The organism is Streptomyces noursei, assembly GCF_001646665.1.
GTDB classification, from domain to species: Bacteria; Actinomycetota; Actinomycetes; order Streptomycetales; family Streptomycetaceae; genus Streptomyces; species Streptomyces lavendulocolor.
The window spans coordinates 187,595-209,248 of the sequence record NZ_LWBU01000043.1; the positions used below are offsets into that span (position 1 = coordinate 187,595).

12 protein-coding genes are annotated in these 21,654 nt (G+C 76.4%); 5 read left to right on the plus strand and 7 right to left on the minus strand.

What is annotated here, in order from left to right; translation table 11 throughout:
- Positions 1 to 63: 63 nt before the first annotated feature.
- The 3 genes from A4V12_RS04955 to A4V12_RS04970 form a co-directional block, all read right to left on the minus strand.
- On the minus strand, positions 64 to 435 hold the full coding sequence (locus A4V12_RS04955) for a hypothetical protein (RefSeq protein ID WP_064067963.1): 372 nt from the start codon (positions 433 to 435) through the stop codon (positions 64 to 66).
- 158 nt (positions 436 to 593) lie between these two features.
- Positions 594 to 1,223, minus strand: a complete 630-nt coding sequence (locus A4V12_RS37355; RefSeq protein ID WP_064067964.1) for a hypothetical protein — start codon at positions 1,221 to 1,223, stop codon at positions 594 to 596.
- An 860-nt stretch (positions 1,224 to 2,083) separates the two neighbouring features.
- On the minus strand, positions 2,084 to 2,749 hold the full coding sequence (locus A4V12_RS04970; protein ID WP_064067966.1) for a TOPRIM nucleotidyl transferase/hydrolase domain-containing protein: 666 nt from the start codon (positions 2,747 to 2,749) through the stop codon (positions 2,084 to 2,086).
- Positions 2,750 to 2,930: 181 nt separating this feature from the next.
- Between A4V12_RS04970 and bdeA the strand changes: the two genes are divergently transcribed.
- The 3 genes from bdeA to A4V12_RS04985 all read left to right on the plus strand — a co-directional run bounded on the left by bdeA (position 2,931) and on the right by A4V12_RS04985 (position 14,814).
- Positions 2,931 to 3,872: a bis(hydroxyethyl) terephthalate hydrolase gene (bdeA, locus tag A4V12_RS04975; protein WP_064067967.1), complete on the plus strand. Its 942-nt coding sequence runs from the start codon at positions 2,931 to 2,933 to the stop codon at positions 3,870 to 3,872.
- A gap of 215 nt (positions 3,873 to 4,087) precedes the next feature.
- A complete protein-coding gene (locus A4V12_RS04980; RefSeq protein ID WP_064068007.1) occupies positions 4,088 to 7,018 on the plus strand; it encodes an AAA family ATPase in 2,931 nt (976 codons plus the stop codon).
- A gap of 176 nt (positions 7,019 to 7,194) precedes the next feature.
- Positions 7,195 to 14,814, plus strand: a complete 7,620-nt coding sequence (locus A4V12_RS04985; RefSeq protein WP_064067968.1) for a type I polyketide synthase — start codon at positions 7,195 to 7,197, stop codon at positions 14,812 to 14,814.
- A 22-nt stretch (positions 14,815 to 14,836) separates the two neighbouring features.
- On the opposite strand, the gene A4V12_RS04990 is transcribed toward A4V12_RS04985, so the two are convergent.
- Positions 14,837 to 15,631 (minus strand): VOC family protein, encoded by a 795-nt coding sequence (locus tag A4V12_RS04990; RefSeq protein WP_064067969.1) that lies wholly within the window; start codon positions 15,629 to 15,631, stop codon positions 14,837 to 14,839.
- A gap of 231 nt (positions 15,632 to 15,862) precedes the next feature.
- Positions 15,863 to 17,503 carry an FAD-binding oxidoreductase gene (locus A4V12_RS04995; RefSeq protein WP_064067970.1) on the minus strand — a complete coding sequence of 547 codons (1,641 nt, stop codon included), beginning with the start codon at positions 17,501 to 17,503 and terminating at the stop codon, positions 15,863 to 15,865.
- 102 nt (positions 17,504 to 17,605) lie between these two features.
- On the opposite strand from A4V12_RS04995, the gene A4V12_RS05000 reads away from it, so the two are divergent.
- The gene (locus tag A4V12_RS05000; RefSeq protein ID WP_079136817.1) at positions 17,606 to 18,157 is read left to right on the plus strand and encodes a DUF2165 domain-containing protein; all 552 of its coding nucleotides are present in this window, start codon (positions 17,606 to 17,608) and stop codon (positions 18,155 to 18,157) included.
- Positions 18,158 to 18,164: 7 nt separating this feature from the next.
- Here the strand turns inward: A4V12_RS05000 and A4V12_RS05005 are convergent, their stop codons facing one another.
- Complete coding sequence (locus A4V12_RS05005; RefSeq protein WP_064067971.1) at positions 18,165 to 19,700, minus strand: sensor histidine kinase; 1,536 nt, start codon at positions 19,698 to 19,700, stop codon at positions 18,165 to 18,167.
- 14 nt (positions 19,701 to 19,714) lie between these two features.
- Positions 19,715 to 20,458, minus strand: a complete 744-nt coding sequence (locus A4V12_RS05010; RefSeq protein ID WP_064067972.1) for a response regulator transcription factor — start codon at positions 20,456 to 20,458, stop codon at positions 19,715 to 19,717.
- Between the two features lie 596 nt (positions 20,459 to 21,054).
- Here A4V12_RS05010 and A4V12_RS05015 point away from each other — a divergent pair.
- Positions 21,055 to 21,654, plus strand: coding sequence for a carbonic anhydrase (locus A4V12_RS05015; protein WP_064067973.1), 600 nt, complete (start codon positions 21,055 to 21,057; stop codon positions 21,652 to 21,654).

A 21,654-nucleotide genomic window follows, 5' to 3' on the forward strand; every position in this document is an offset into this window, starting at 1 on the left:
GGACTTCCGGAGCCGCCGGCACGGCGGCTCCGGAAGCGGTCCACGATGCCGGGAGCGGCGGCGTTACGGCTGGAGGGTGATCGAGTTGATCGGCGTCATGTCCTTGTCGATGTACGTGTTCGGGTAGAGGTAGCCCTGGCATCCGGTGCCGTTGTACCCGGTGCAGGTGCGGACGGTGGCGTTTCCGGTCTGGTTGTTCAGGATGCGGTACGTCCCGTACATGTTGCTGAGGTTGTGGGCCCCGTACGTGTAGTACCGGTGCGTCGGGCGGTCGTTGTTCCAGCCCGCACCCGGGTACAGACAGACGTAGCCCGACGGGCACCCGTGGCTGGTGGCGGCCTCCGCCGCCTGGGCCTGGGTGGCGGTGACCGTGGTCATCGTCCCGACGGCGAGCGCGAGTGCCGCGGCGGTCCTCATGATCTTCGTCTTGCGCACGTTTCCCCCTTGGTGGGTCCTGCGGTGTGCTGACGGATCCAGACTGTCCGCGGCGCCACCCGGGGTGAACCGGTTTCCCGTTGCCCGTCCCGCCCCGCCTCGGGAAACCGCCTCCCACCAGCCGTTCCCGGGCCGCGGGTCAACACCGCCGGAGACCCTCACCGGTGCGACGGGGCACCCGCGTCCGGCACGTCCGTACGCGGCCGGGGCAGCCGGCCGTGCCGCGCCAGACGTTCCCGGAGCCGGGCGTGGCGGAACTGGTGGACGGGACCGACCTGGCGCAGCAGCCCCAGTTCGTGCGCGTCGTCGAGGAAGGCCTGCAACCGCCAGGGAAGTCGGCCGCGCGCCGCCGGCACCAGCCTCGCGGCGGTGTAGTGCGGCCAGGAGGAGGCCGCCAGCGCGAGCACCAGCCCGGTCGGTCCCACACCCGGCACCAGCGTCGCCACCGCCCTCAGCACCTCCGGGGCCACCGGACCGGTCGCCTTCGGCACCACGGCGATGTCGAGGGGGAGGGTGACGAGCAGGACGCCGATCCCGGCGCCGACGAGCGTCACCAGCCGGTCCGCCCGGACGGCGGAGGCCGGGGTGATCAGGTCGTCGGGGCCCGTCGTCCCGCGCACCCAGTGCAGCAGGGCCTGCACCGCGCCCAGGGCGGCGCCCATGGTCAGGCCGTACGCCCAGGGCAGCTCCGGCGCCGGTGACGAGCCGTCGGCGGCGGCCTCGTGGGCCGGCCGCACGACCAGGGCGTACAGCCGCAGCGCGGCCGCCGTGAGGACCGTCGTGACCACGAACGTGACCGCCGCGCGCGGGAGTCGGTGCCGCCAGTTCCGGGTGGTGAGGGTCCCGCGGCCGGGCAGGCCACGCCCATACGGACAGGACGCCGAACGTCGTGATCACCGTCGACAGGACCGAGCCTCCGGTCGAGGCGAGTGTGCCGCCCCATCCCGCCCAGAGCCCCGCCGGCACCAGGGCCACCGTCCCGCACAGCACCCACACCCATGCCCAAGGCTTCCGCACGTCCGCCCCTCCGTGTCGCGCCGTTCACGCGGATCAACGAGGCCGGGCACGGGCGGGCAACGGCGGGTCCCGGTCGGGGAGGTGCCGCGCGGGGCGGTGCTGCGGGGTGGGGGGCGGGGCCGGGGCCCTCGTCGGCGCCGGGGGCGGGGGCGGGGGCGGGGGCGGGTGCGGCGGCCGGCGGAGGCGGCGGTCCCGGCGGGGGAGCGGTGCGCCCCGGGGCGGGCGCCGTCGCGGTGTCCTCCGGGCGTCTCAGCACGAGGGCGCGGGGAATGTGTGGCAGGAGTGCGGGTCGTGAGCCGAGAGGTGTCGTACGCCATGGACCGGCTCCGGTAAGTCCCTGGCGTCCGGCCCCGGTTCTCTCCCCAGGGGGAGGTGGGCCGGTGACCCGAGTAAGACGATCAGCTCCGCGTCCGTCTCACGGTCCGTCCAGTGGTCGCCGCCCGACTCTTCGATCATCCGACTGTCCTTTCGAAGCACGGTGTGTGCTGAGCACCGTAGAAGCCGGACGGTGGCCGCACATCCTCCGCTGTGCGTATCCCGTCCGCGGTATCCCCCGGCCGGTATGCCGGACTCCGCCCGTCCGCCCGTCCGCCGGTCCGTCGAGCCGCCCGGCACCCGCCCGCCGGGCCCGTCAGGCCGCCGCGTCCGCGAGCAGCCGGGCCAGCGGCTCCGGGACGGACGCCGGGTCCAACTGCCGGACGAGCGCCCGCGCGTACTGCGACTTGCGGCCGCTGTGGGTGCCCATGAACCGGTGCAGCCGCTGCTCCTCCGTCCGCTCCCGCTGCGCGGGCTGGTTCCGGAAGGTGCGGTAGGCCCGCCACTCGCCCTCGTCGGCGATCACCCGCAGGACCGTCTCGGTGCCCACCGCCCGTATCAACTCGTCCTCCAGGTCGGCCACGCACACGTGGAAGCCCCGCAGCTCCATGCCGGCGCGGCCGAGGCCGTCGCCGAGCCCGGCGCGCGCGAGCCCGCGCAGGAACCAGCGCTCCTCCGCCGCGTCGCACAACCCCGCCACGTCCAGGCCGAGCCCCCGCGGGCCGAGGATCTCCAGGAACCGCCCGATGCCGGTCACCCCGCCGAGCGGCACGACGGGGAACCCCTCCGCGTCCAGGTCCCGGCCCAGGCGGGCGGCCAGCGTCTCGACCGCGACCCGGTCGCTGGGGCCCTCGACGAGAAGCACCCTCGCGGGCCGGATCCGGGCGGCGATCTCCCGTGCGCTCGCCGCCGCCCCGGCGGAGCCGTCACCGCCGGCCGCCCACGCGACCGTCGCCGACCGGAATCGTTCCACATCGTCCATTCGTCCGAGTCTCGCTCATCCGCCGCGCCGGCGCGGCCGATTTTCCGCCCGGCGGAGGCCGGTGATTACACCGATGCCGGGCCGGCCGCGGCGCCCTGACAGTGGGCACCCCCACCCGCCACGGCGATGCGGACCGGCCGCACCGGTACGCACGCGCCACGACAGAGAGGACGACTCCGTCGTGCAGCAGCACAGCATCAACTCCGCCCCCGCCCCAGCCCCCACCACCGCCCCCGCACCCGGCGGGCGCCGCCGCCGGCCGGTCACCGCCGCCCTGGTGGCCCTCCTGGCCGTCGCCGGTCTCCAGACCGCCATGACCCCCGGCGCCCAGGCGGCGGACAACCCCTACGAGCGCGGCCCCGCCCCCACCACGTCGAGCATCGAGGCCGCGCGCGGCCCGTACGCGGTGTCGCAGACCACCGTCTCGTCGCTGAGCGCCAGCGGCTTCGGCGGCGGCACGATCTATTACCCGACCACCACCAGCGACGGCACGTTCGGGGCGGTGGCCATCTCGCCCGGCTTCACCGGCACCCAGTCGTCCATCGCCTGGCTCGGACCGCGCCTGGCCTCGCAGGGGTTCGTCGTCTTCACCATCGACACGATCACCACGCTCGACCAGCCCGACAGCCGGGGCCGCCAGCTGCTCGCCGCGCTCGACCACCTGACGCAGCGCAGCACGGTCAGAAGCCGTGTCGACAGCACCCGCCTCGGCGTGATGGGGCACTCCATGGGCGGCGGCGGATCCCTGGAGGCGGCCAAGAGCCGCCCGTCGCTCCAGGCGGCGATCCCGCTCACCGGCTGGAACACCGACAAGACATGGCCGGAACTGAGGACCCCCACTCTGATCGTCGGGGCCGATGGCGACACCGTCGCCCCGGTGTCCTCGCACTCCGAGCCGTTCTACGAGTCGCTGCCGTCCACGCTCGACAAGGCGTACCTCGAACTGAACAACGCCTCCCACTTCACCCCGAACACCTCCGACACCACGATCGCCAAGTACAGCATTTCGTGGCTCAAGCGGTTCATCGACAACGACACCCGCTACGAGCAGTTCCTGTGCCCGATACCGCGCCCGAGCCTGACCATCGAGGAGTACCGCGGCAACTGCCCGCACACCTCCTGAGCCCACCCGCCCGGTGGCGGCCGGCCCTCCCGGGCCCGGTCGCCGCCGGACGGCGTTGTGCTCGTGCACAGACTTCCCCCGCCGCCCTTATGAACCTGCCCAGCGACAGGACCACCGGCCGGACGTCCGCCCAGGCAGGAGCGGTCGAAGGGGGTGGACGACGCCGGTGGACGCGAGGCTTCCGGCACTCGTTACGCGCAAGTAACGTGATCGGCGTGACCACGAAGACGACCACCGGGACAACACCGCGCCTGTACGGCCGCGACGCCGAACTGGACGCCGTGGCCGCCCTGTCGGAGCGCCTCTCGTCGGGCCGGTCGGGCGTCCTGCTCATCGCCGGGGAACCGGGACTCGGCCGTACCGCCCTCATGGAGCGGGCGGTACGGGACTTCACCGCCGGACGCGTCCTGCACACCCGCGCCGCTCCCGCCGAACGCCACCTCGCCCACAGCGGGCTGCACGCCCTGCTCAGCAGCGCCCCCTCGCCGGCCGGGGCGCCCCTGCCGGGCACCGCCCCGTCACACCCCGTCCGCACACCGGGCGGCCGCGCGGCCGGCGGCCCGGCCCCCCACCCTCCCGGCCACGAGGCCTTCACCGGCCTCGCGGGGGCGGGAGCCCGCCGCCCCGCCACCGACCGCGGCACCGGCCCCGGTGGCCTGCCGCCCCTCGGCCTTCCGCCCACCCTCCCGCCGCCCTTCGGCACGCCGCCCACCGGCCTGCTGGACCTGCTGGAGCGGGCCGACCGCAACCGGCCCCTCCTCGTCTGCGTCGACGACGCGCACCTGTGGGACCCGCTGTCACGCGCCGCCCTGGGCTTCGCCGCGCGCCGCGCCGACTCCGTGCCGGCCGTCGGCCTGCTGCTGTCGGTGGCCGGACACCGGGCCGGCGCCCCGGACTTCGCCGGACTGCCGCTCGTCCGCCTCGGACCGCTCGGCGACCGGGCGGCCGGCGCGCTGCTGGACGACCTGACCTCCGGCACCGCCGACTCCCTCGTGCGCGACGCGCTGCTGCGCGAGGCCGGGGGCAACCCCGCCCTGCTCACCGCCCTCGCCCGCCGCCTGTCCCCGGCGCAGCTCGCCGGGCACGCCCCGCTGCCCCGGCCCCTCGCCGACGGCCCCGCCCTGAACGGTGTCGTGGGCGGCCGGCTGGCCGAACTGCCCCCCGCCACGCGCGACCTGCTGTTACTGGTGGCCGCCGCCCACGAGCACCGGCCGGACGGCTGCGGCGCCGACGCGGCCCTGGTGCTGCGGGCCGCCCGCGCCGCCGGGATCGACCCGGCCGCGCTGGACGCCGCCGAGCGGGCCGGGGTGGCGCGCAGCACGGGCGACCGCGTCCGGTTCGACGACCCGCTGGTGCGCCGTGCCGTGCACCGGGGCGCCCCGCTCGCCCGCCGGCGCGCGGCGCACGCGCGGCTCGCCGCCGCCCTGGACGGCGACCGTGACCGGCTGGCCCGCCTGACGCACCGCGCCCTGGCCGCCGAAGGCCCCGACGCACGGCTCGCCGCCGAGCTGGCGTCCGCCGCGGTCGCCCCGGACGTCCGGGCGGAGCCCCTCCAGCGGTCCGTGGCCCTCGCGCGGGCGGCCGACGTCACCCCCGCGGACGGCTCCCGCGCCGCCCGGCTGACGGCCGCCGCCGAGTACGCCCGGCTGGGCGGCTGCCCCCACCGGGCCGCCGAACTGCTGGCGGCGGCCCGGGAGGGGGCGGCCGGGCACGACGCGGTGCGGGGCGGCGCCGAACTCGTGCGCGGCGCCCTCGCCCTGCGGGACGGGCCCGTGGCCGACGCGTACGAGGCGCTGCTGATGGCCGCCGCGCTGCTGGACCCGCACGATCCGGAGGCCGCCCAGGGAGCCAGGTTCGCCGCCATGGAAGCGGCGTGGGCCGCGGGCGACAGCGCCTCCTGCCTGGCCGCCCTCGACCCGCGGCCGGCCCGCCCCCGCCCCGAGGACGACGACTTCCGGACCGGGATGCTGGACGCGCTGACCGGCCGGTTCGGCGACGCGCGCGGACCGCTGCGCCGGGTGCTCGACCGGGCGGCGTGCGACGACGACGCGCTGCGGCTGCTGCGCGCCGGGGCTGCGGCACTCGTCCTCGGCGACGTGGCCGCCGCGTGCCGCGTCAACGCCCGCGCCCTGGCCGCGGCCCGGGCGCGTGCCGCCGCCACCCTCGTCCCGCTGGCCCTCGAACACCTCGCGTACGCCGAGCTGCGGACCGGACGGCACGCCCGCGCCCGCGCCCACGCGGAGGAGGGGCTGCGCACCGCGCACCGGTCGGGCCAGCGCAACGTCGTGGCCCACCACCACGCCGTACTCGCCCTGGTGGCGTCGATCGAGGGCGACCGCACGCTGCTGGCCGGCCACGCCGACGCGGCCCTGGAGGTGGCCGGACCGCACGGCCTCGCCCAGGCCGCCTCCCTCGCCGAATGGGCCCGCGCCCGCGCCGACCTGGGGCGCGGCATGGCTTTGGACGCGGCCGCCCGGCTGGGGCCCCTGGTGCGGCCGGGCCACCGGCGCGGCCACTTCGCCGTACGCATGCTGATGGCGCCCTGCTTCGTGGAGGCCGCCGTGCTCGCGGGGGAGTGCGCCGCCGACGCGCGCACCGCCGCGGAGGAGTTCGCCGTCTGGGCGGCCCTGGGCGGCGATCCGCAGGCCCCCGCGCAGCTGGCCCGCTGCCGTGCCCTGCTGGCACCGGGGCCGGAGGCGGAGGCGCTGTACGCGCACGCGCTGGCCCGGCACGAGCGGGCGGGCGGCGACTTCGAACGCGCCCGGACACTGCTGCTGTACGGCAAGTGGCTGCGGCGGCGCCGCAGGCCGCGCGAGGCCCGGGGCCGGCTCAAGGACGCGCTCTACGCCTTCGAGCGTTCGGGCGCCACCGTGTGGGCGGAGCAGACCCGGGCCGAACTGCGGGCGACGGGCGGGGCGGCGGCCCGGGAGACGGCCGGCCCGCTGGCGCGCCTCACCCCGCAGCAACTGCGCATCGCCCGGTGCGTCGCCGAGGGGGCGACCAACCGCGAGGTGGCGCTGCGGCTCTCCATCAGCCCCCGCACCGTCGACCACCACCTGCGCAACGTCTTCGCGCTGCTGGGGATCCGTTCGCGCGTCGAACTGTCCCGGCTGGTCGCCCGGGAGGAGACCGTCGGCGCCGGCTGACCGCCCCGTGGCCGGCCGGCGCGGAATTCCGTTTCCGTATTTCCTCCAAAGGGGGGAAGTCCTCCGATCCGGGTGTGCCCGGGCGTGTGCGCCGAATGTCTCCGAGCGGCGGCCGTAGGTTGCAGTCCCGAGGATTGTGACGCCCACGGCCGCTGATTCCCACGGAAGGCATCCCCATGGAACACACCGACGTCGACGACCACGAGGACGCCATCGCCGTGGTCGGTGCCGGATGCCGACTGCCCGGGGACATCGCCGACTTGGAGCAGCTCTGGGGCGCCCTGGACAGCGGGCGCGACCTCGTCGGCGAGGCTCCCGGCGACCGGTTCGACGCCCGGCGGTTCGTCGACCGGGCGGCGCCCCGGCCGGGGAAGTCCTACACGTCCGCCGGTGGTTTCCTCTCCGACGTCACCGGATTCGACGCGGCCTATTTCGGCATTTCGCCCAGGGAAGCCGCGCAGATGGACCCCCAGCACCGGCTGCTGCTGGAATTGGCGGTCGAGGCGCTCGACGACGGGGGAATTCCCGCGTCTTCACTCGCCGGTTCGGACACCGGAGTCTTCATCGGAATGTCCGACCATTCCTACGGCACCCTCCAGCTCTCCCTCACCGGTGACGTCAACCCCTACACCATGCTCGGCGCAGCGAGCGCCCTCGGCGCGAACCGGCTCTCGCACTTCCTGGACCTCCGCGGGCCCAGCATGGTGATCGACACGGCCTGCTCCTCGTCCCTGGTGGCCGTGGACCGGGCGTGCCGCTTCCTCGCCGAGGGCGCCGGCCGGACCGTCCTCGCCGGAGGAGTGAACGTCCTGACCGGTCCGCTCGGTTACGTGGGCTTCTCCCAGGCCGCCATGCTCTCCCGCCGGGGCCGCTGCGCGGCGTTCTCCGCCCACGCCGACGGGTTCGTCCGCGCCGAGGGCGGGGGAGTGGTCGTCCTCAAGCGGCTGCGCGACGCGCTCGCCGACGGCGACCGCGTGCACGCGGTGATCCGGGGCACGGGCACCAACTGCGACGGCAGGACGCAGGGGGTGGCCCTGCCCAGCGCGACGGCCCAGGAGGAACTGCTGCGCTCCGTCTACGCGCGGGCGGGCGTCGACCCCGACGACCTGGTGTACTTCGAGGCGCACGGCACCGGCACCCAGGCCGGTGACCCCGTCGAGGCCCGCGCGGTCGGCCGGGCGCTGGGCCGCCGCCGCAGCGGTGGCCCCCTGCCGCTCGGCTCGGTCAAGTCGAACCTCGGGCACCTGGAGCCCGCCTCCGGGATGGCCGGCCTGTTCAAGGCCCTGCTCGTGCTCCGCCACGGCCACGTCCCGGCGTCCCTGCACGCCGCGCCCCTCCACCCGGACATCGACTTCCCCGGCCTCGGGCTCGCCCCGGCCGTCGAGCCCCTCCCCGTCACGGTGACCGGCCGGTCCGCCGTGGGCGTCAACTCCTTCGGGTTCGGCGGCGCCAACGCCCACGCCGTCCTCGCCGCGCCGCCCGCCGCCGCCCCGGTGCCCCGGCAGGTCACCGGCCCGGGCGACCGTCCGCTGCCGGTGCTCGTGTCCGCACGCTCGGCGCGGGCGCTGCGCGAGGCGGCGGCCCGGGTGGCGCGGCGCCTCACGGAGGCGGGGCCGGGGGAGTTCTACGGCCTGGCCCGCACCACGTGCCTGCGGCGCGACGCCCACCCGCACCGGGCGGTCGTCCTGGCGCACGACCCCGGGGAGGCGGCCGCACGGCTGGCGGAGCTCCTCCCGGACGGCGGCCCCGCGTCCGACGGGGCCTCGGCCCCCGACCGGCGCCGCACCGCGGCCCCGGACCCGGACCCGTACCCGGACGGGGCCCCGGGCACCGGCCGGGGCACCGACCAGGACGGCGCCCGCGCGCGAACCGGCGCCGCCGGGGCCGTCGGGGAGCCGGCCGGGCACGCCGCGGTGACGTTCGTCTTCTCCGGCAACGGCTCCCAGTGGCCCGGCATGGCCGCCGACCTGGTGGCGTACGAACCGGTGTTCCGGGCGGCCGTCGACGAGGTGGACACGGCCCTCGCCCCGCACCTCGGGTGGTCGGTCGCCAAACGGCTGGAATCGGGCGACGCCACCCACTGGGACCGCACCGAGATCGCCCAGCCGATGCTGTTCACCGTGCAGACCGCCCTCGTCGCCCTGCTGGCGGACCGGGGCGTGCGGCCCGCCGCCGTCATCGGCCACAGCGTCGGCGAAGTGGCCGCCGCCCACACCGCCGGCGCGCTGGACCTGCCCTCCGCCGCCCGCGTGATCGCCGAGCGCAGCCGCGCCCAGGCGGCCACCGCCGGCAGCGGACGCATGGCCGCCGTGGGCCTGGGCGAGGCGGACGCGCGGGAGGCCCTCACCGCGTACGAGGGCCGCCTGGAGATCGCCGGCGTCAACAGCGGCCGGGACGTCACCGTCGCCGGGGACCCCGACGCCCTCACCGCCCTCGGCGAGGAACTCGCCCGCCGCCAGGTGTTCTTCCGCGACCTCGGCCTCGACTACGCCTTCCACAGCGCCGCCATGGACGCACTGCGCGCCCCGCTCGCACAGGCCCTCGCCGGACTCTCGCCCTCCGCCACCCGGCTGCCGATGCTCTCCACCGTCACCGGGGACCCGGTGCCGGGCGAGCGGCTGACCGCCGACTACTGGTGGCGCAACGTCCGCGAACCCGTACGGTTCGACCGGGCCGTCGGCCGCGCCCTCGCCGACGGTGCCGGCATCCTCCTCGAAGTCGGCCCGCACCCGGTGCTCCGCCCCTACCTGCGGCGCACCGCCCCGGCGGCGACCGCCGCGTACGTCCCCACGATGCGGCGCGACGCCGACGGCGTGGCCTCCGTCGCGGAGGCGGTGGCCGCCCTCCTCGCGGCGGGCGCGCCGGTGGACTGGGACCGCCACTTCCCCCACCCGGCCCCGCCCGCCGACCTGCCGGCGTACCCGTGGCAGCGGGAGCGCCACTGGAACGGCGCCCCCGAGAGCTGGGTGCTGCGCACCGGCGGCGACGGCCGGATCGACCACCCGCTGCTGGGCGAACGGATCCCCGCACCCCAGCCGCTGTGGTCCGGCGCCGTGGACCCCGCCCTCGTCCCGTGGCTGGCCGGCCACCGGGTGGACGGCACCGTCGTCATGCCCGCCATCGGCTACGTCGAGACGGCGCTGGCCGCCGGGCGCCGTGCCCTCGGCGCCCCGGCCGAGGTCGCGTACCTCCAGATCCACCGCCCCCTCGCGGTGCCCTGGCCCGACCCGGGGCCGCTGCGCACGCAGGTGACGGTGTCACCCGACGACGGGGTGCTCACCCTCACCAGCACCGACGACCGCGGGGAAGAACCGCGCACCCACGTCCGCGCCCGGGTCCGCGCCCTGCTCGGCGCGCCCCCCGAGCCCCTGGACACCGCCGCCGTACGCGACCGGTGCCGGCGTACCGTCGACGGAGCCGACCACTACCGCACCTGCGAACGCGCGGGCCTGGCCTACGGCACCGCGTTCCAGGTCCTGACCGGCCTGCGGGTGGGCCGCGGCGAAGTGCTGGCCACCTACCGGCACGACGCCGGCGCCGACCCGGCCGCCTACGAGGTCCACCCCGCGCTGCTGGACGGCGCCCTGCAGGCCGGAGCACCCCTGCTCTACGCGGGCCCCGCCGCCGTCCCCGCCCACCTGCCGTCCGCCGTCGGAGCCGTACGGGTCTGGCGCACCCCCGCCCCGAAGGGGCTGGTGCACGTGCGCGAACGCGCCCGTACCGCGACCGAGGTCTGCTGGGACATCACCGTCACCGACGACGACGGCACCGTCACCGTCGAGCTGGAGGGCTGCCGGCTGCGCCGCCTCACCGGCGCCGAGGCGGCACCCCTGGCACTGCGCCGCACCGTGCTGCGCGCCGCACCCCGCCCCGGGGACACCCCGCCGGGTCCCGCACCCACGCCGTCCCTGCTCGCCAAGGCCGCCGCCGAGCGGATCGCCGCACTGCGCGCGGCCTGGCGGGACGTGCCCTACGAGCGGTTCACGGCCGCGGCGAAGGAGGCCGTCGCCCACGCCTGGGGCGAGGCACTGACCGGCTTCCTGCCCGGCCCGGCCGCCACCTTCGACCTCACCACGCTGACCGGCGCCGGCCTGCCGGCGTCCCACCACCCCGTCACCGCGCTGATGCTGCCCGTGCTGCGGCGGTACGGACTCGCGCAAGCCCTCCCCGAGGGCCGGTGGCTGCTGACGACCGGCGCCTTCCGCGCCCGGGAACTCTTCGGCGCGCTCATCGCGGACCACCCCGCCTTCTGCGCCGACGCGGCACTCCTCGCCCGGCGCGCCCGGCACCTGGACGCCGTCCTGCGCGGCACCCGCGACCCCCTGGAGCTGCTGGCCGCCGACGGCGTCACCTGCGAACAGCTCTACGACCTCTCGCCGGTGACCCGCTTCCACAACCGGGTCTGCCAGGCACTGGTACGCGAACTCGCCGGCGCCTGGCCGGCGGACCGGCCGCTGCGCGTGCTGGAGGTGGGCGCCGGGACCGGCGGCACCACGGCCGCCCTGCTGCCGGTCCTCCCTCCGGAGCGCACCCGCTACACGTACACCGACGTCTCGGCCGCCTTCCTCACCCGCGCCCAGCACCGCTTCGCCGCGTACGACTTCGTCGACCACCGCACCCTCGACCTGAACCGCGACCCTGGCCCGCAGGGGTTCACCGGAGGCGCCTTCGACCTGGTCGTGTCCGCGCACGCCCTGCACACCACCACCGACGTGGCCGCCGCGCTGCGCCGCGTACGTTCGCTCCTGGCGCCGGGCGGGCTGCTGCTGGCCCTGGAGCCCCACGACACCGAGCAACTGAGCGGCGTCTTCGGCACCCTGGAGAGCTTCTGGCGGCGCGACGACCACCAGGTGCGCCCGCACTCGGTCCTCCTCGCCCGCGACGCGTGGCCGCCGCTGCTGGAGGAGTGCGGCTTCACCGACGTCGTCCTCACCGGCGACGACCGCGAGCCCACCCGGGACGACTACTCCGTGCTCCTCGCCGCCGCACCCGCGTCCCGTGACACCGGCGCCCCGCAACGGTGCGCACCCGTACCCCTGCCGGCACCGGCGCCCGACCGGCCCACCGCCTGGGCCGTCGCCGCGGAGGGCGAGGCGGAGGCACCGGCCGCCCGGGCCCTCGCCGACCTGCTGCGGCAGACGGCCGGCGACGGCGCCACCGTCGTCACCACCGGCACCGGCGCCGCCCCCGAATCCCTCGCCCGGCTGCGGGCGGCCGGCGCCCGGGACGTGACGCTCACCGTCCTGTGCGCCGAACCGGAGACCGACCCGGCCGGCCTGACCGACAGGACCACCCGCCGCGCCGCCCTCCTGCGTGCCGTCGCCGCGGCCTGCCGGGACGGCCGGCCCGAGGACGGCACCGTCCGGATCTGGCTCGTCACCCGCCCCAGCGGGCTCTTCCCCGCCCCCGAGAAGCCCGCCTTCCCCGGCGACGCCGCCCTGTGGGGCATGGCCCGCACCCTGGCCAACGAACAGCCCCGGCTCGACGTCCGCCGCGTCAGCCTGGAGCGCTCCGGCGACCCGGCCGCCGACGCCCGGCGCCTGGCCGCCGAACTGCTCGCCCCCGACGACGAGGACGAGCTCGTGCTCACCCCGGCCGGGCGCTTCGTCCCGCGCGAGACGACCACCCGGCCCGGACTCACGCGCCTCACCGCCCCGCCCGGGTCCTTCGCGCTCCGCGTCACCGACCCGGGCACCGGCTACCGGCTCGCCTGGGAACCCACCACCCCCGCACGGCCCGCGACCGGCCACGTGGCCGTCGCCGTACGCGCCGCCGGACTCAACTACCGCGACACCCTGACGGCCAACGGCCTCCTGCCCGCCGAGGCGGTCGAAGGCACCCCCACCGCCCAGGGGCCCGGACTGGAGTGCGCCGGCGTCGTCACCGCGGTCGGCCGCGGGGTGACCAGGTGGTCGGTCGGGGACCGGGTGTACGGGCTCGCCCCCGCCTCCCTCGCCTCGCACACCGTCACCTCCGAGAAGTCCCTCGGCCGCATCCCCGACGGCATGGGATTCGCCGAGGCGGCGACCCTCCCCGTCGTCCACGCCACGATCCACCACGGCCTGCACCGCCTCGCCCGGCTCGCCCCGGGGGAGACGGTCCTCGTCCACGGCGGCGCCGGCGGCATCGGCATCGCCACCCTCCAGTACGCCCGCTCCCGGGGCGCCCGGCTCATCGCCACCGCCGGCACCGAGGCCAAGCGCGACTGGCTGCGCGCCCAGGGCGTCGAGCACGTACTCGACTCCCGCAGCCTGGACTTCGCCCCGGAGGTGCGCCGCATCACCGACGGCGCCGGCGTCGACGTCGTCGTGAACTCGCTGGCGGGGGAGGCCATCGCGCGCAGCATGGACCTGCTGCGGCCGGGCGGACGCTTCGTCGAACTCGGCAAGCGGGACATCTTCGAGAACAAGCCGCTGCCGATGCGGCCCTTCGACCGGAACATCGCCTTCTTCGGGGTCGACCTCAACACCCTGCCGCTCGACGCCCCCGGCAACGGCGAGCTGTTCACCGAGGTCGCCGAGCGGGTCGCCGCGGGGACGTACCGGCCCCTGCCGCACACCGCCTACCCGGCCGCACGCGTCGAGGAGGCCTTCCGCCTCCTCCAGCACTCCCGTCACCTCGGCAAGGTGGTCGTCACCTTCGACCCCCTGGACGAACCCGTCCCGGTGACCACCGGCCCCCGCGAACCGCACCTGGACCCGTCCGGCACCTACCTGGTCACCGGCGGCCTCGGCGGCTTCGGCGCCGCGACCGCGGGCCGGCTCGCCGAACTCGGCGCCGGGCACCTGGCCCTGGTGAGCCGGCGCGGCGAGCGGGCCCCCGAGGCGGCCGCGGTGCTGGCACGGCTCGCCGAGCGGGGCGTCCGCGCCACCCCGTACGCCGCCGACGTCACCGACCCGGACGCCGTGCGGCGGCTGCTGCGGGACATCGACGCCACGGGCCGCCCGCTGCGCGGCGTGGTGCACTGCGCCATGCACCTGGACGACGCGCCCCTGTCCGAGCTGACCGACGAGCGGATCGCCGCCGTCCTGGCCCCCAAGACGACCGGCGGCGCCCTGCTGGACCTGCTCACCCGCGACCGGCCGCTGGACCTCTTCGTCGCCTACTCCTCCCTGACGGCCTGCCTGGGCAACATCGCCCAGGCGCCCTACGCGGCCGGCAACGCCTACCTGGAGGCGCTCGCCCGCCGGCGGCGTGCGGCGGGGCTGCCCGCCACGACGATCGCGTGGGGCGCGATCGGCGGGACGGGGTACGTGGCCCGCCACGCCCTGGAGCACTCCGTGGCCGGCCTGGGCATGGTGCCCCTGACCCCGGACGAGGCGCTGACGGCGGCCGGTCCGTCACTGGCCGCGGGGACCGCGGTCGCCGGTGTGGAGCGCTGCGACTGGGCACGCGCCAAGGCGCTGCTGCCGCTGGTGAACGGCCCCCGGTTCCGGGCCCTGGTGCCCGACGGCGCGGACGACGGGGACCTGTCGCAGGCCGACGAGCTGCGCGCACTGGCCGGCATGGCGCCGGAGGAGGCGGAGGCCGCCGTCACCGCGGTGCTCGTGACGCTGCTGGCGGGCGTGCTGCACACCAGCGGCGAGGACCTGGACCCGCGCCGCCGCCTGGAGGACCACGGGCTGGACTCGCTCATGGGCGCGGAGCTCCTGGTGGCCGTGCGCAGCCGCTTCGACCTGGTGATCTCGCCCACCGAACTGATGGGCAACGGCCTGACCCTGGCCGACGTCGCCCGCCTGGTCCTGCGGCGGCTCGGGCTCCGCCCCGAGGGCGGCGGGGGGACCGCCGGCCGGTGACCCGGCCGGCCCGGCGGCGGGCTCAGCCCTGGACGGGCGTGAGGACGACGAAGTCGGCACCGGCCGGGTCGAGGCAGACCGCGAGGCGGCCGACGTCCGGCGCGTCCTCCGGACCCATCTGGACGGTGCCGCCCTTCTCCCTGATTTTGGCGACCGTCGCGTCGCAGTCGCCGGAGCCGAACACGGGGTGCCAGTAGGGGCGGCCGCCGGTGAGGGTGAGCGCGTCACCGGGCAGCTGCATCAGACCGCCGTGCATCCGCTCCGGGGGCAGGCCGGACGGGGTGATCAGCGAGTACGTCCCGCCGCCGCCGGGGAGGTCCATGTCCTGCGTCTCCCAGCCGAAGAGGTTGCCGTAGAACTCCTTGGCGGCGGCCAGGTCCGTGGTGTACAGCTCGATCCAGCCCAGGCTCCCCGCGCCGTCCACCACCTCCACGCCCTTGGTCGTGCCCGGCTGCCAGACGGCGAACTGGCCGCCCTGGGGGTCGGTGTACTGGGCCATCCGGCCCTCCCCGTCGGCGTCCATGGGGGCGACCCGCACCGTGCCGCCCGACCGCTGGACGGCCTCGGTGGTGGCGTCGGCGTCGGGCGTGCTGAAGTAGATCATCCACGCCGAGCGGGCACCCTCCTCGGTGAGCTTCCCGAGGCCGGCGACCGCCTTGCCGCCCAGCTTGAACATGCCGTAGTCGCCCTGGTCGGAACCGGCCGGTTCGAACTCCCAGCCGAACACCGATCCGTAGAAGTCGGCAGCCGCGGGGACGTCGGGCGCGCCGAGGTCGATCCAGCACGGGGAGCCGGGGGCGAAGTCAGTGGTGATCACGGCGCCATCCTCGTTTCGCGGGGGCACGGAACTCGCGTACGCCCACAGCCTGGCACCCGTCACCGGCATCCGCCCTCCGGGAACGGACGAACCGGTGACGGCCCGGCCCGCCACTCGTGCGGGCGCGGCGCGAACGGGGCCCTGCCCGGCCCGGCACTCGTGCGGCCCGGAGCGGACCGGGCGCGGCGTGGACCGGGCCCGGCACCGGCCGGTGCCCGCGGGCGGGCCGGGTCAGAAGCCGTGCGGGTGGCGGAAGAGCCGGCCCGGGTCGTACGCCGCCTTCACCTTCACCAGACGGTCGATGTTCGCGCCGTAGTAGGCGCGACGCCAGTCCCGCAGCGCCGGGTCCGTGTAGTTCTGGTACGCCCGGCCGCTCGCCCACGGACGCATGACGTCGTACGTGGCGTCCAGCCACGCCCGGTGCCGGGCCACCGTCGCCGCCGGGGCGCGGTCCGGCCAGGAGACGATGTACTGGGCCAGGAAGAGCGCGTCGCGGTGGACGAACGCCGTGTCGCCCGGCCGTACCCGGTTCGCCGCACCGCCCATCGCGTCCAGCGCGATGCTCCCCGCCCCGCCGCCGGCGAGCCGCGCCAGCTGTTCCACCCGGGCGATCAGGGCCTTCACCCCGGCGGCCGGGACGGGGCGCGTGTAGAAGTCGGACCGCGCGGCGTACGACTCGCGGGCCACCCGGCCCTGCGGGGTGCGACCGGGGAGCGACCCCTTCTGATGGGCCTGCGCGATGCTCCAGCCCGACACCCCGCCCATCACCTTCATCGCGTCCATGAAGGGGCGGGTGCGGATCGACTCCGAGGCGGGCGCCGCTCCGATGGCTCCGGCCAGCCGGTCGAGCCGGTTCTCCAGGTCACGCCGGCCGGTGAGGGCCAGCCCGCCGACCCGCACCGAACCGGGGCGTCCGCCCACCGGCGCCGCCAGGTGCAGGTTCGCCCAGATCCCGTCGGGCGCCGTCGGGGCCCAGCGCTGCCACTCCCGTACCACGGCCGCCGCGCGCGACCAGGGCCACCGCAGGAAGAACGTGGTGCACTCGGGCGCCGCGTGCGTCCGCATCCGCAGCTCGGTGACCACCCCGAACTGGGCGTTGCCGCCGCCGCGCAGCGCCCAGAACAGATCGGGGTCGCGCGTGGCGTCCACCTCCCGTGTCCGGCCGTCGGCGGTGACGATCCTGGCGCCCGTCAGGCTGTCGCTCGTCACGCCGTAGGCACGGCTCACCACCCCGATGCCGCCGCCGAGCACCAGCCCGGCGACGCCCACCGTCGGGCACGAACCGGCCGGCACGGTCCGGCCCCGGGCGGTCAGCCGGTCGTAGACGTCGATGAGTTTGGCGCCCGCGCCGATGGTCGCGGTGCCGCCGGACAGCGACACGGAGGCCATCCTCTGCACGTCGACGACCAGGCCCGGCCCCGACGACCATCCGGCGTACGAGTGCCCGCCGCTGCGCACCGCCACCGGTACGCCGTGCCGGCGGGCGAACGCCAGGCAGCTCTGCACGTCCTCGGGCCGGGCGCAGTAGGCGACCCCCGCCGGACGCACCGCGTCGAACCGGGGGTTGAACAGCGTGCGGGCCGTGTCGTAGTCCCGGTCGCCCGGCCGCACCAGCGTCCCGTCGAGCCCCTTGGCGAGCGCCGCCCAGTCCGCCGGCCGGGGCGCTCCCGCCGCCCCCGGCGCCTTGGCGGCCGCGCCCGGGACTCGCCCGGGGCCGGCCGCCGGCCCCCGGCCGGCCCCCGCCGCCCCGGTGAGGAACGCCCCCGACACGGTGGCGGCGGCGCCCGCCCCCAGGAGACGGCGGCGGCTCGGCCCGCCGCCCGTCCCCGCGCGCGTGCCGCCGTCGCCGCCGTGTGCCGTCGTCCGGTCCATCGTTCGCCGCCCCCCTGCTGTGCCGACCTGTCGCACAGAGGATGATGGGAGGGAACGGAGCGAGGTTGCGTACAACCACCGGATGATCGAGGGGGATTCGACGTGACGGCAGACACCGGACGCACCGGGACGTCCTACGACCGGCTCCTGCGATGGGGCACGCTCCCCGTCGCGGCGGCGGTCCTGACGGGCACGGTCGCGCTCTCCATGGTCCTGGTGGCCTTCGGCAACATCACCGACTTCGGGACCAACCAGCAGTTCGTCCAGCACGTCCTGGCCATGGACACCACCTTCAAGGACCCGCAACTGATGTGGCGGGCCATCACCTCGCCCGCCCTCCAGAACGCGGCGTACGTCGCCATCATCGTGTGGGAGGTGCTCACCGCGGCCGTCCTGGTGCTCGCCACCTGGCTGTGGGCGGGGGCGCTGCGGCGCCGCGGCGCCCTCGACCGGGCCCGCCGGGCGAGCAGCCTGGGCCTGGTGATGGTGCTGCTCCTGTTCGGCGCGGGATTCTTCGGCATCGGGGGCGAGTGGTTCGCGATGTGGCAGTCCTCGGACTGGAACGGCCTGGACTCGGCGTTGCGTTACGTCGTGCTGGCGGCGTTCTCCCTGGTCGTCGTCCACCTGCCGGCCGGGCCGCGCCAGAGCGACTGACGTACCGTCAAGACCGGCGCGCGGGTCGCGGATGCGGCCTGCCGCGGAGGCGGGGCACCGGGACGGCCCGGCGGGCGGGCCACGGGATCAGCGACTCGGCCCGGCCTGCGGTCGTCCCGGCTCCGCGGGCCGGGACCGGGGGGAGGCGTACCACGGCGTCGATGCCGCCCCGGGCGGCCACCTCCAGCGCGACGTGGCCACCGCTCGCGACCGCGAGCCGCTGGACCAGGGGCAGCCCGAGTCCGCTGCCCCCCTCGGTCGCCCCGGGGGCGCGCCAGAACCGGTCGAAGGCGCGCTCCCGGTGCTCGGGAGGCATACCGGGGCCCTCGTCGACCACATGCAACTCCGCCCACTGAGGGCGGTGTTCGCGGGCACCGCGGCGGGCGGGGCGGGGGAGCCGGCGGTCGACCAGCACCACCGCGCCGGGTGCCGACACCCGCAGGGCGTTGGACAGCAGGTTGTCCAGGATCTGCTCCACCGCGCCCGGCACCGCGAGGGCCTGTCCCGCGTGCTCGACCCCGAGCGCCAGCCGGCAGCCCCGTTCCTCGAACACCGGGGTCCAGGTCCGCACCCGGTCGACGGCGACGCGGTCGAGGTCGACGGGCACCCGTGTCACGGCCTTCTCGTCGAGCCGGGCCATCGCCAGCAGGCCCTCGACCATGCGGGCGAGACGTTCGGTCTCGGTCATCGCCGCCGTCAGACCGCCCCGGGCATGGGCGGCGACGTCCGGCTCCAGGTTGTCCAGGCGCAGCCGGAGCGCGGCGAGCGGGGTCTTGAGCTGGTGCGAGGCCTCCCCGGCGAAGGCGCGCTGCGCTTCGAGCAGGTGCTCCAGGCGCGCGGCGGTCTCGTTGAAGGTGACGGCCAGCCGCCGCACCTCGGGCGGGCCGGTCGAGGTGGCGAGGGTGGCCCGCGCCGAGAGGTCGCCCTCGGCGAGGCGGGCGGTGGCCCGCTCCAGTTCGCGCACGGGCCGGCTCGTCCACCGGGCCAGGCGGAACGCGACCCCGGCCACCGCGGTCAGGGCCACCAGCCCGACACCGCCCAGGGTCAGCCACACGCCCTGCACCCGACGGTGCAGCGTGCCGGTGGGGAAGGTGACGCGCACCGCCCCGAAGCGGGAGGTGCCGAGCGGCACCGGGGCGGCCGCGGCCAGCTCCCGCACCCCGCCGCCCAGCGGGCTCGTGCGTACGTGGGTGGCCGCGCGCCCCCGCAGCGCCGACCGCACCTCCGGGCGGCCCGCCATGTCGCCCGTCCCGGCGGGGGCCGGCGACCGGGACGAGACGGTGAGGCGGCCGTCGGGGCCGAAGACGTACACCTCCCCGCCGATGCGCTCGGCGCAGTGCGCCACGCGGTCGGCCAGGGCCGCCGTCCGGCCGCCGCCGAGGGAGACGGCCGCGTACGCCGCGAGGGACTCGGCCTCGTCCTCGGCGGCCCGGGTGGCGCGTTGCTGCTCGGCCCTGCCGTAGACGATGCCCAACGGCACCTCCAGGCAGAGCAGGACCAGCAGGGCCACCGTCAGATGGCTCAGGAGCAGGCGTCGGGTCACCGCGGCACCGCCCGTCAGGCGTGCGGCGCCGGGACGACCAGGCGGAACCCGACCCCCCGCACCGTGTGGATCCAGCCGGAGTCGCCCAACTTGCGCCGCAGGGCCGCCACATGGACGTCGAGGGTCTTGGTGGGGCCGTGGAAATGCGGGTCCCACACCTCGTCGAGGATCCGCTGGCGCGAGTACACCGCGCCGGGGTCCTCGGCCAGCAGCGCCAGCAGGTCGAACTCCTTGGGCGTCAGCGCCACCAGGGCGTCGCCCACCCACGCCTGGCGGGTCCGCCGGTCCACCACCAGGCCGCCCAGGCGCACCGGGCCCTCCGCGTGTCCGGTGCCGGGCGCCGCCGCGTGCCCGTCCGGGCGGTGCGGGGGCGCGGGGAGGCCGGTGTGCTCCGGATGGCCGGCGGCGGTACGGGTGCGGCGGGTCACGGCACGGATGCGGGCGATCAGCTCCCGCATGCTGAAAGGTTTCGCCAGATAGTCGTCGGCGCCCATCTCCAGGCCCACCACCCGGTCCGCCTCCTCGCCGCGGGCGGTCAGCATGATGATCGGCACGTGCGAGACCTGCCGGATCCGGCGGCAGACGTCGATGCCGTCCATGTCCGGCAGGCCCAGGTCCAGCAGCACGATGTCGCCGAACGGCCCGGCGAGCGCGGCCCCGCCCGTCGCCACCCGTCCGACCGTCAGCCCGTAGCGGGCGAGCCCCTCCGCCAGTGGTTCGGCGATCGACGCGTCGTCCTCGATGAGCAGCACCCGCATGAGTCGTATCCGTCCTTCCGGTCCACGCCGCGGCACGACGCACCACACACGGCACCGCGGCACGACGCACCGCGGCACGACGCACCGCGCGCCGCGACGCCCGGACCGCACCGGCGCGGCGGTCACGCCCCGCACGGCACACCCCGCACGTCACAACACGACACGGCACACCCCGCACTTCCCGCGGCACACTGCGCACCGCGCAGCGCGGCGGGCGGATGGAGCGCAACACACTGCCGCGCTCCGCACGGCGCACTTCACGGACGCACACGACGCGCACCGCTCCGCGCGGGGCGTACGGGCGCGACGTGCGCAGGTCCGCACGCGTCACGCCAACCGCCCCTCCCCGCACTGCCTTTCGGGATTCGCACCGTACAACAGGACGGGCCGCGGGACGCCGTTCCTCCGGCCCATCGAGCGATAGCTCACAGAATCGCGCCGGAACAAAACTGGGCGGCCGCTGGCCGCGTATTAACCAAACGCTTCCCCGCGTCTGGCAGACGGCTTCCTAGTGTCGTCCGGACAGCCCGCGGGCACCGTGCCGCCACCACGTGGCACGTCGCCGTCCCGCGGCGTCCGTCGACCAGGAGGACACCATGCAGGCCCTTCTCGACCACGCCCGTTCCTTCCACCGGCAGGTGGCCGACGCCGGCGACACCTACCGTCGCCTCGCCGACGGGCAGTCCCCGCAGGCGCTCGTCATCAGCTGCTCGGACAGCCGGGTCGTACCCGCGCACATCACCGGCGCGCGTCCCGGTCAGATCTTCGAGCTCCGCAACGCGGGCAACATCGTCCCGCCCCGCTGGGCGGCCGACGCGTCCGGCGAGATGGCCACCATCGAGTACGCGCTCGACGTGCTCGGCATCCGGGACGTCGTCGTCTGCGGCCACTCCCACTGCGGGGCGATGAGCGCCCTCGCCTCGGGGCGCGACCTCTCGCTCCTGCCCGGCGTCGAGGCGTGGCTCTCGCTCGTCCGCCCCGTGCTGGCCCACCGGGCCGACGGCGACGGCGACGGCGACCCTCTGGAACGGCTGGTGCAGCTCAACGTCGTGCACCAGCTGGCGACGCTGGGCTCGTACCCCGTCGTCCGCCGCCTCCTGGACGGCGACGACCTGCGGCTCCACGGCTGGTACTACCGCGTCGACACCGGAGTCCTCCACGAGCTGGGCGAGGACGGCGCGTTCGCGCCCCACTGA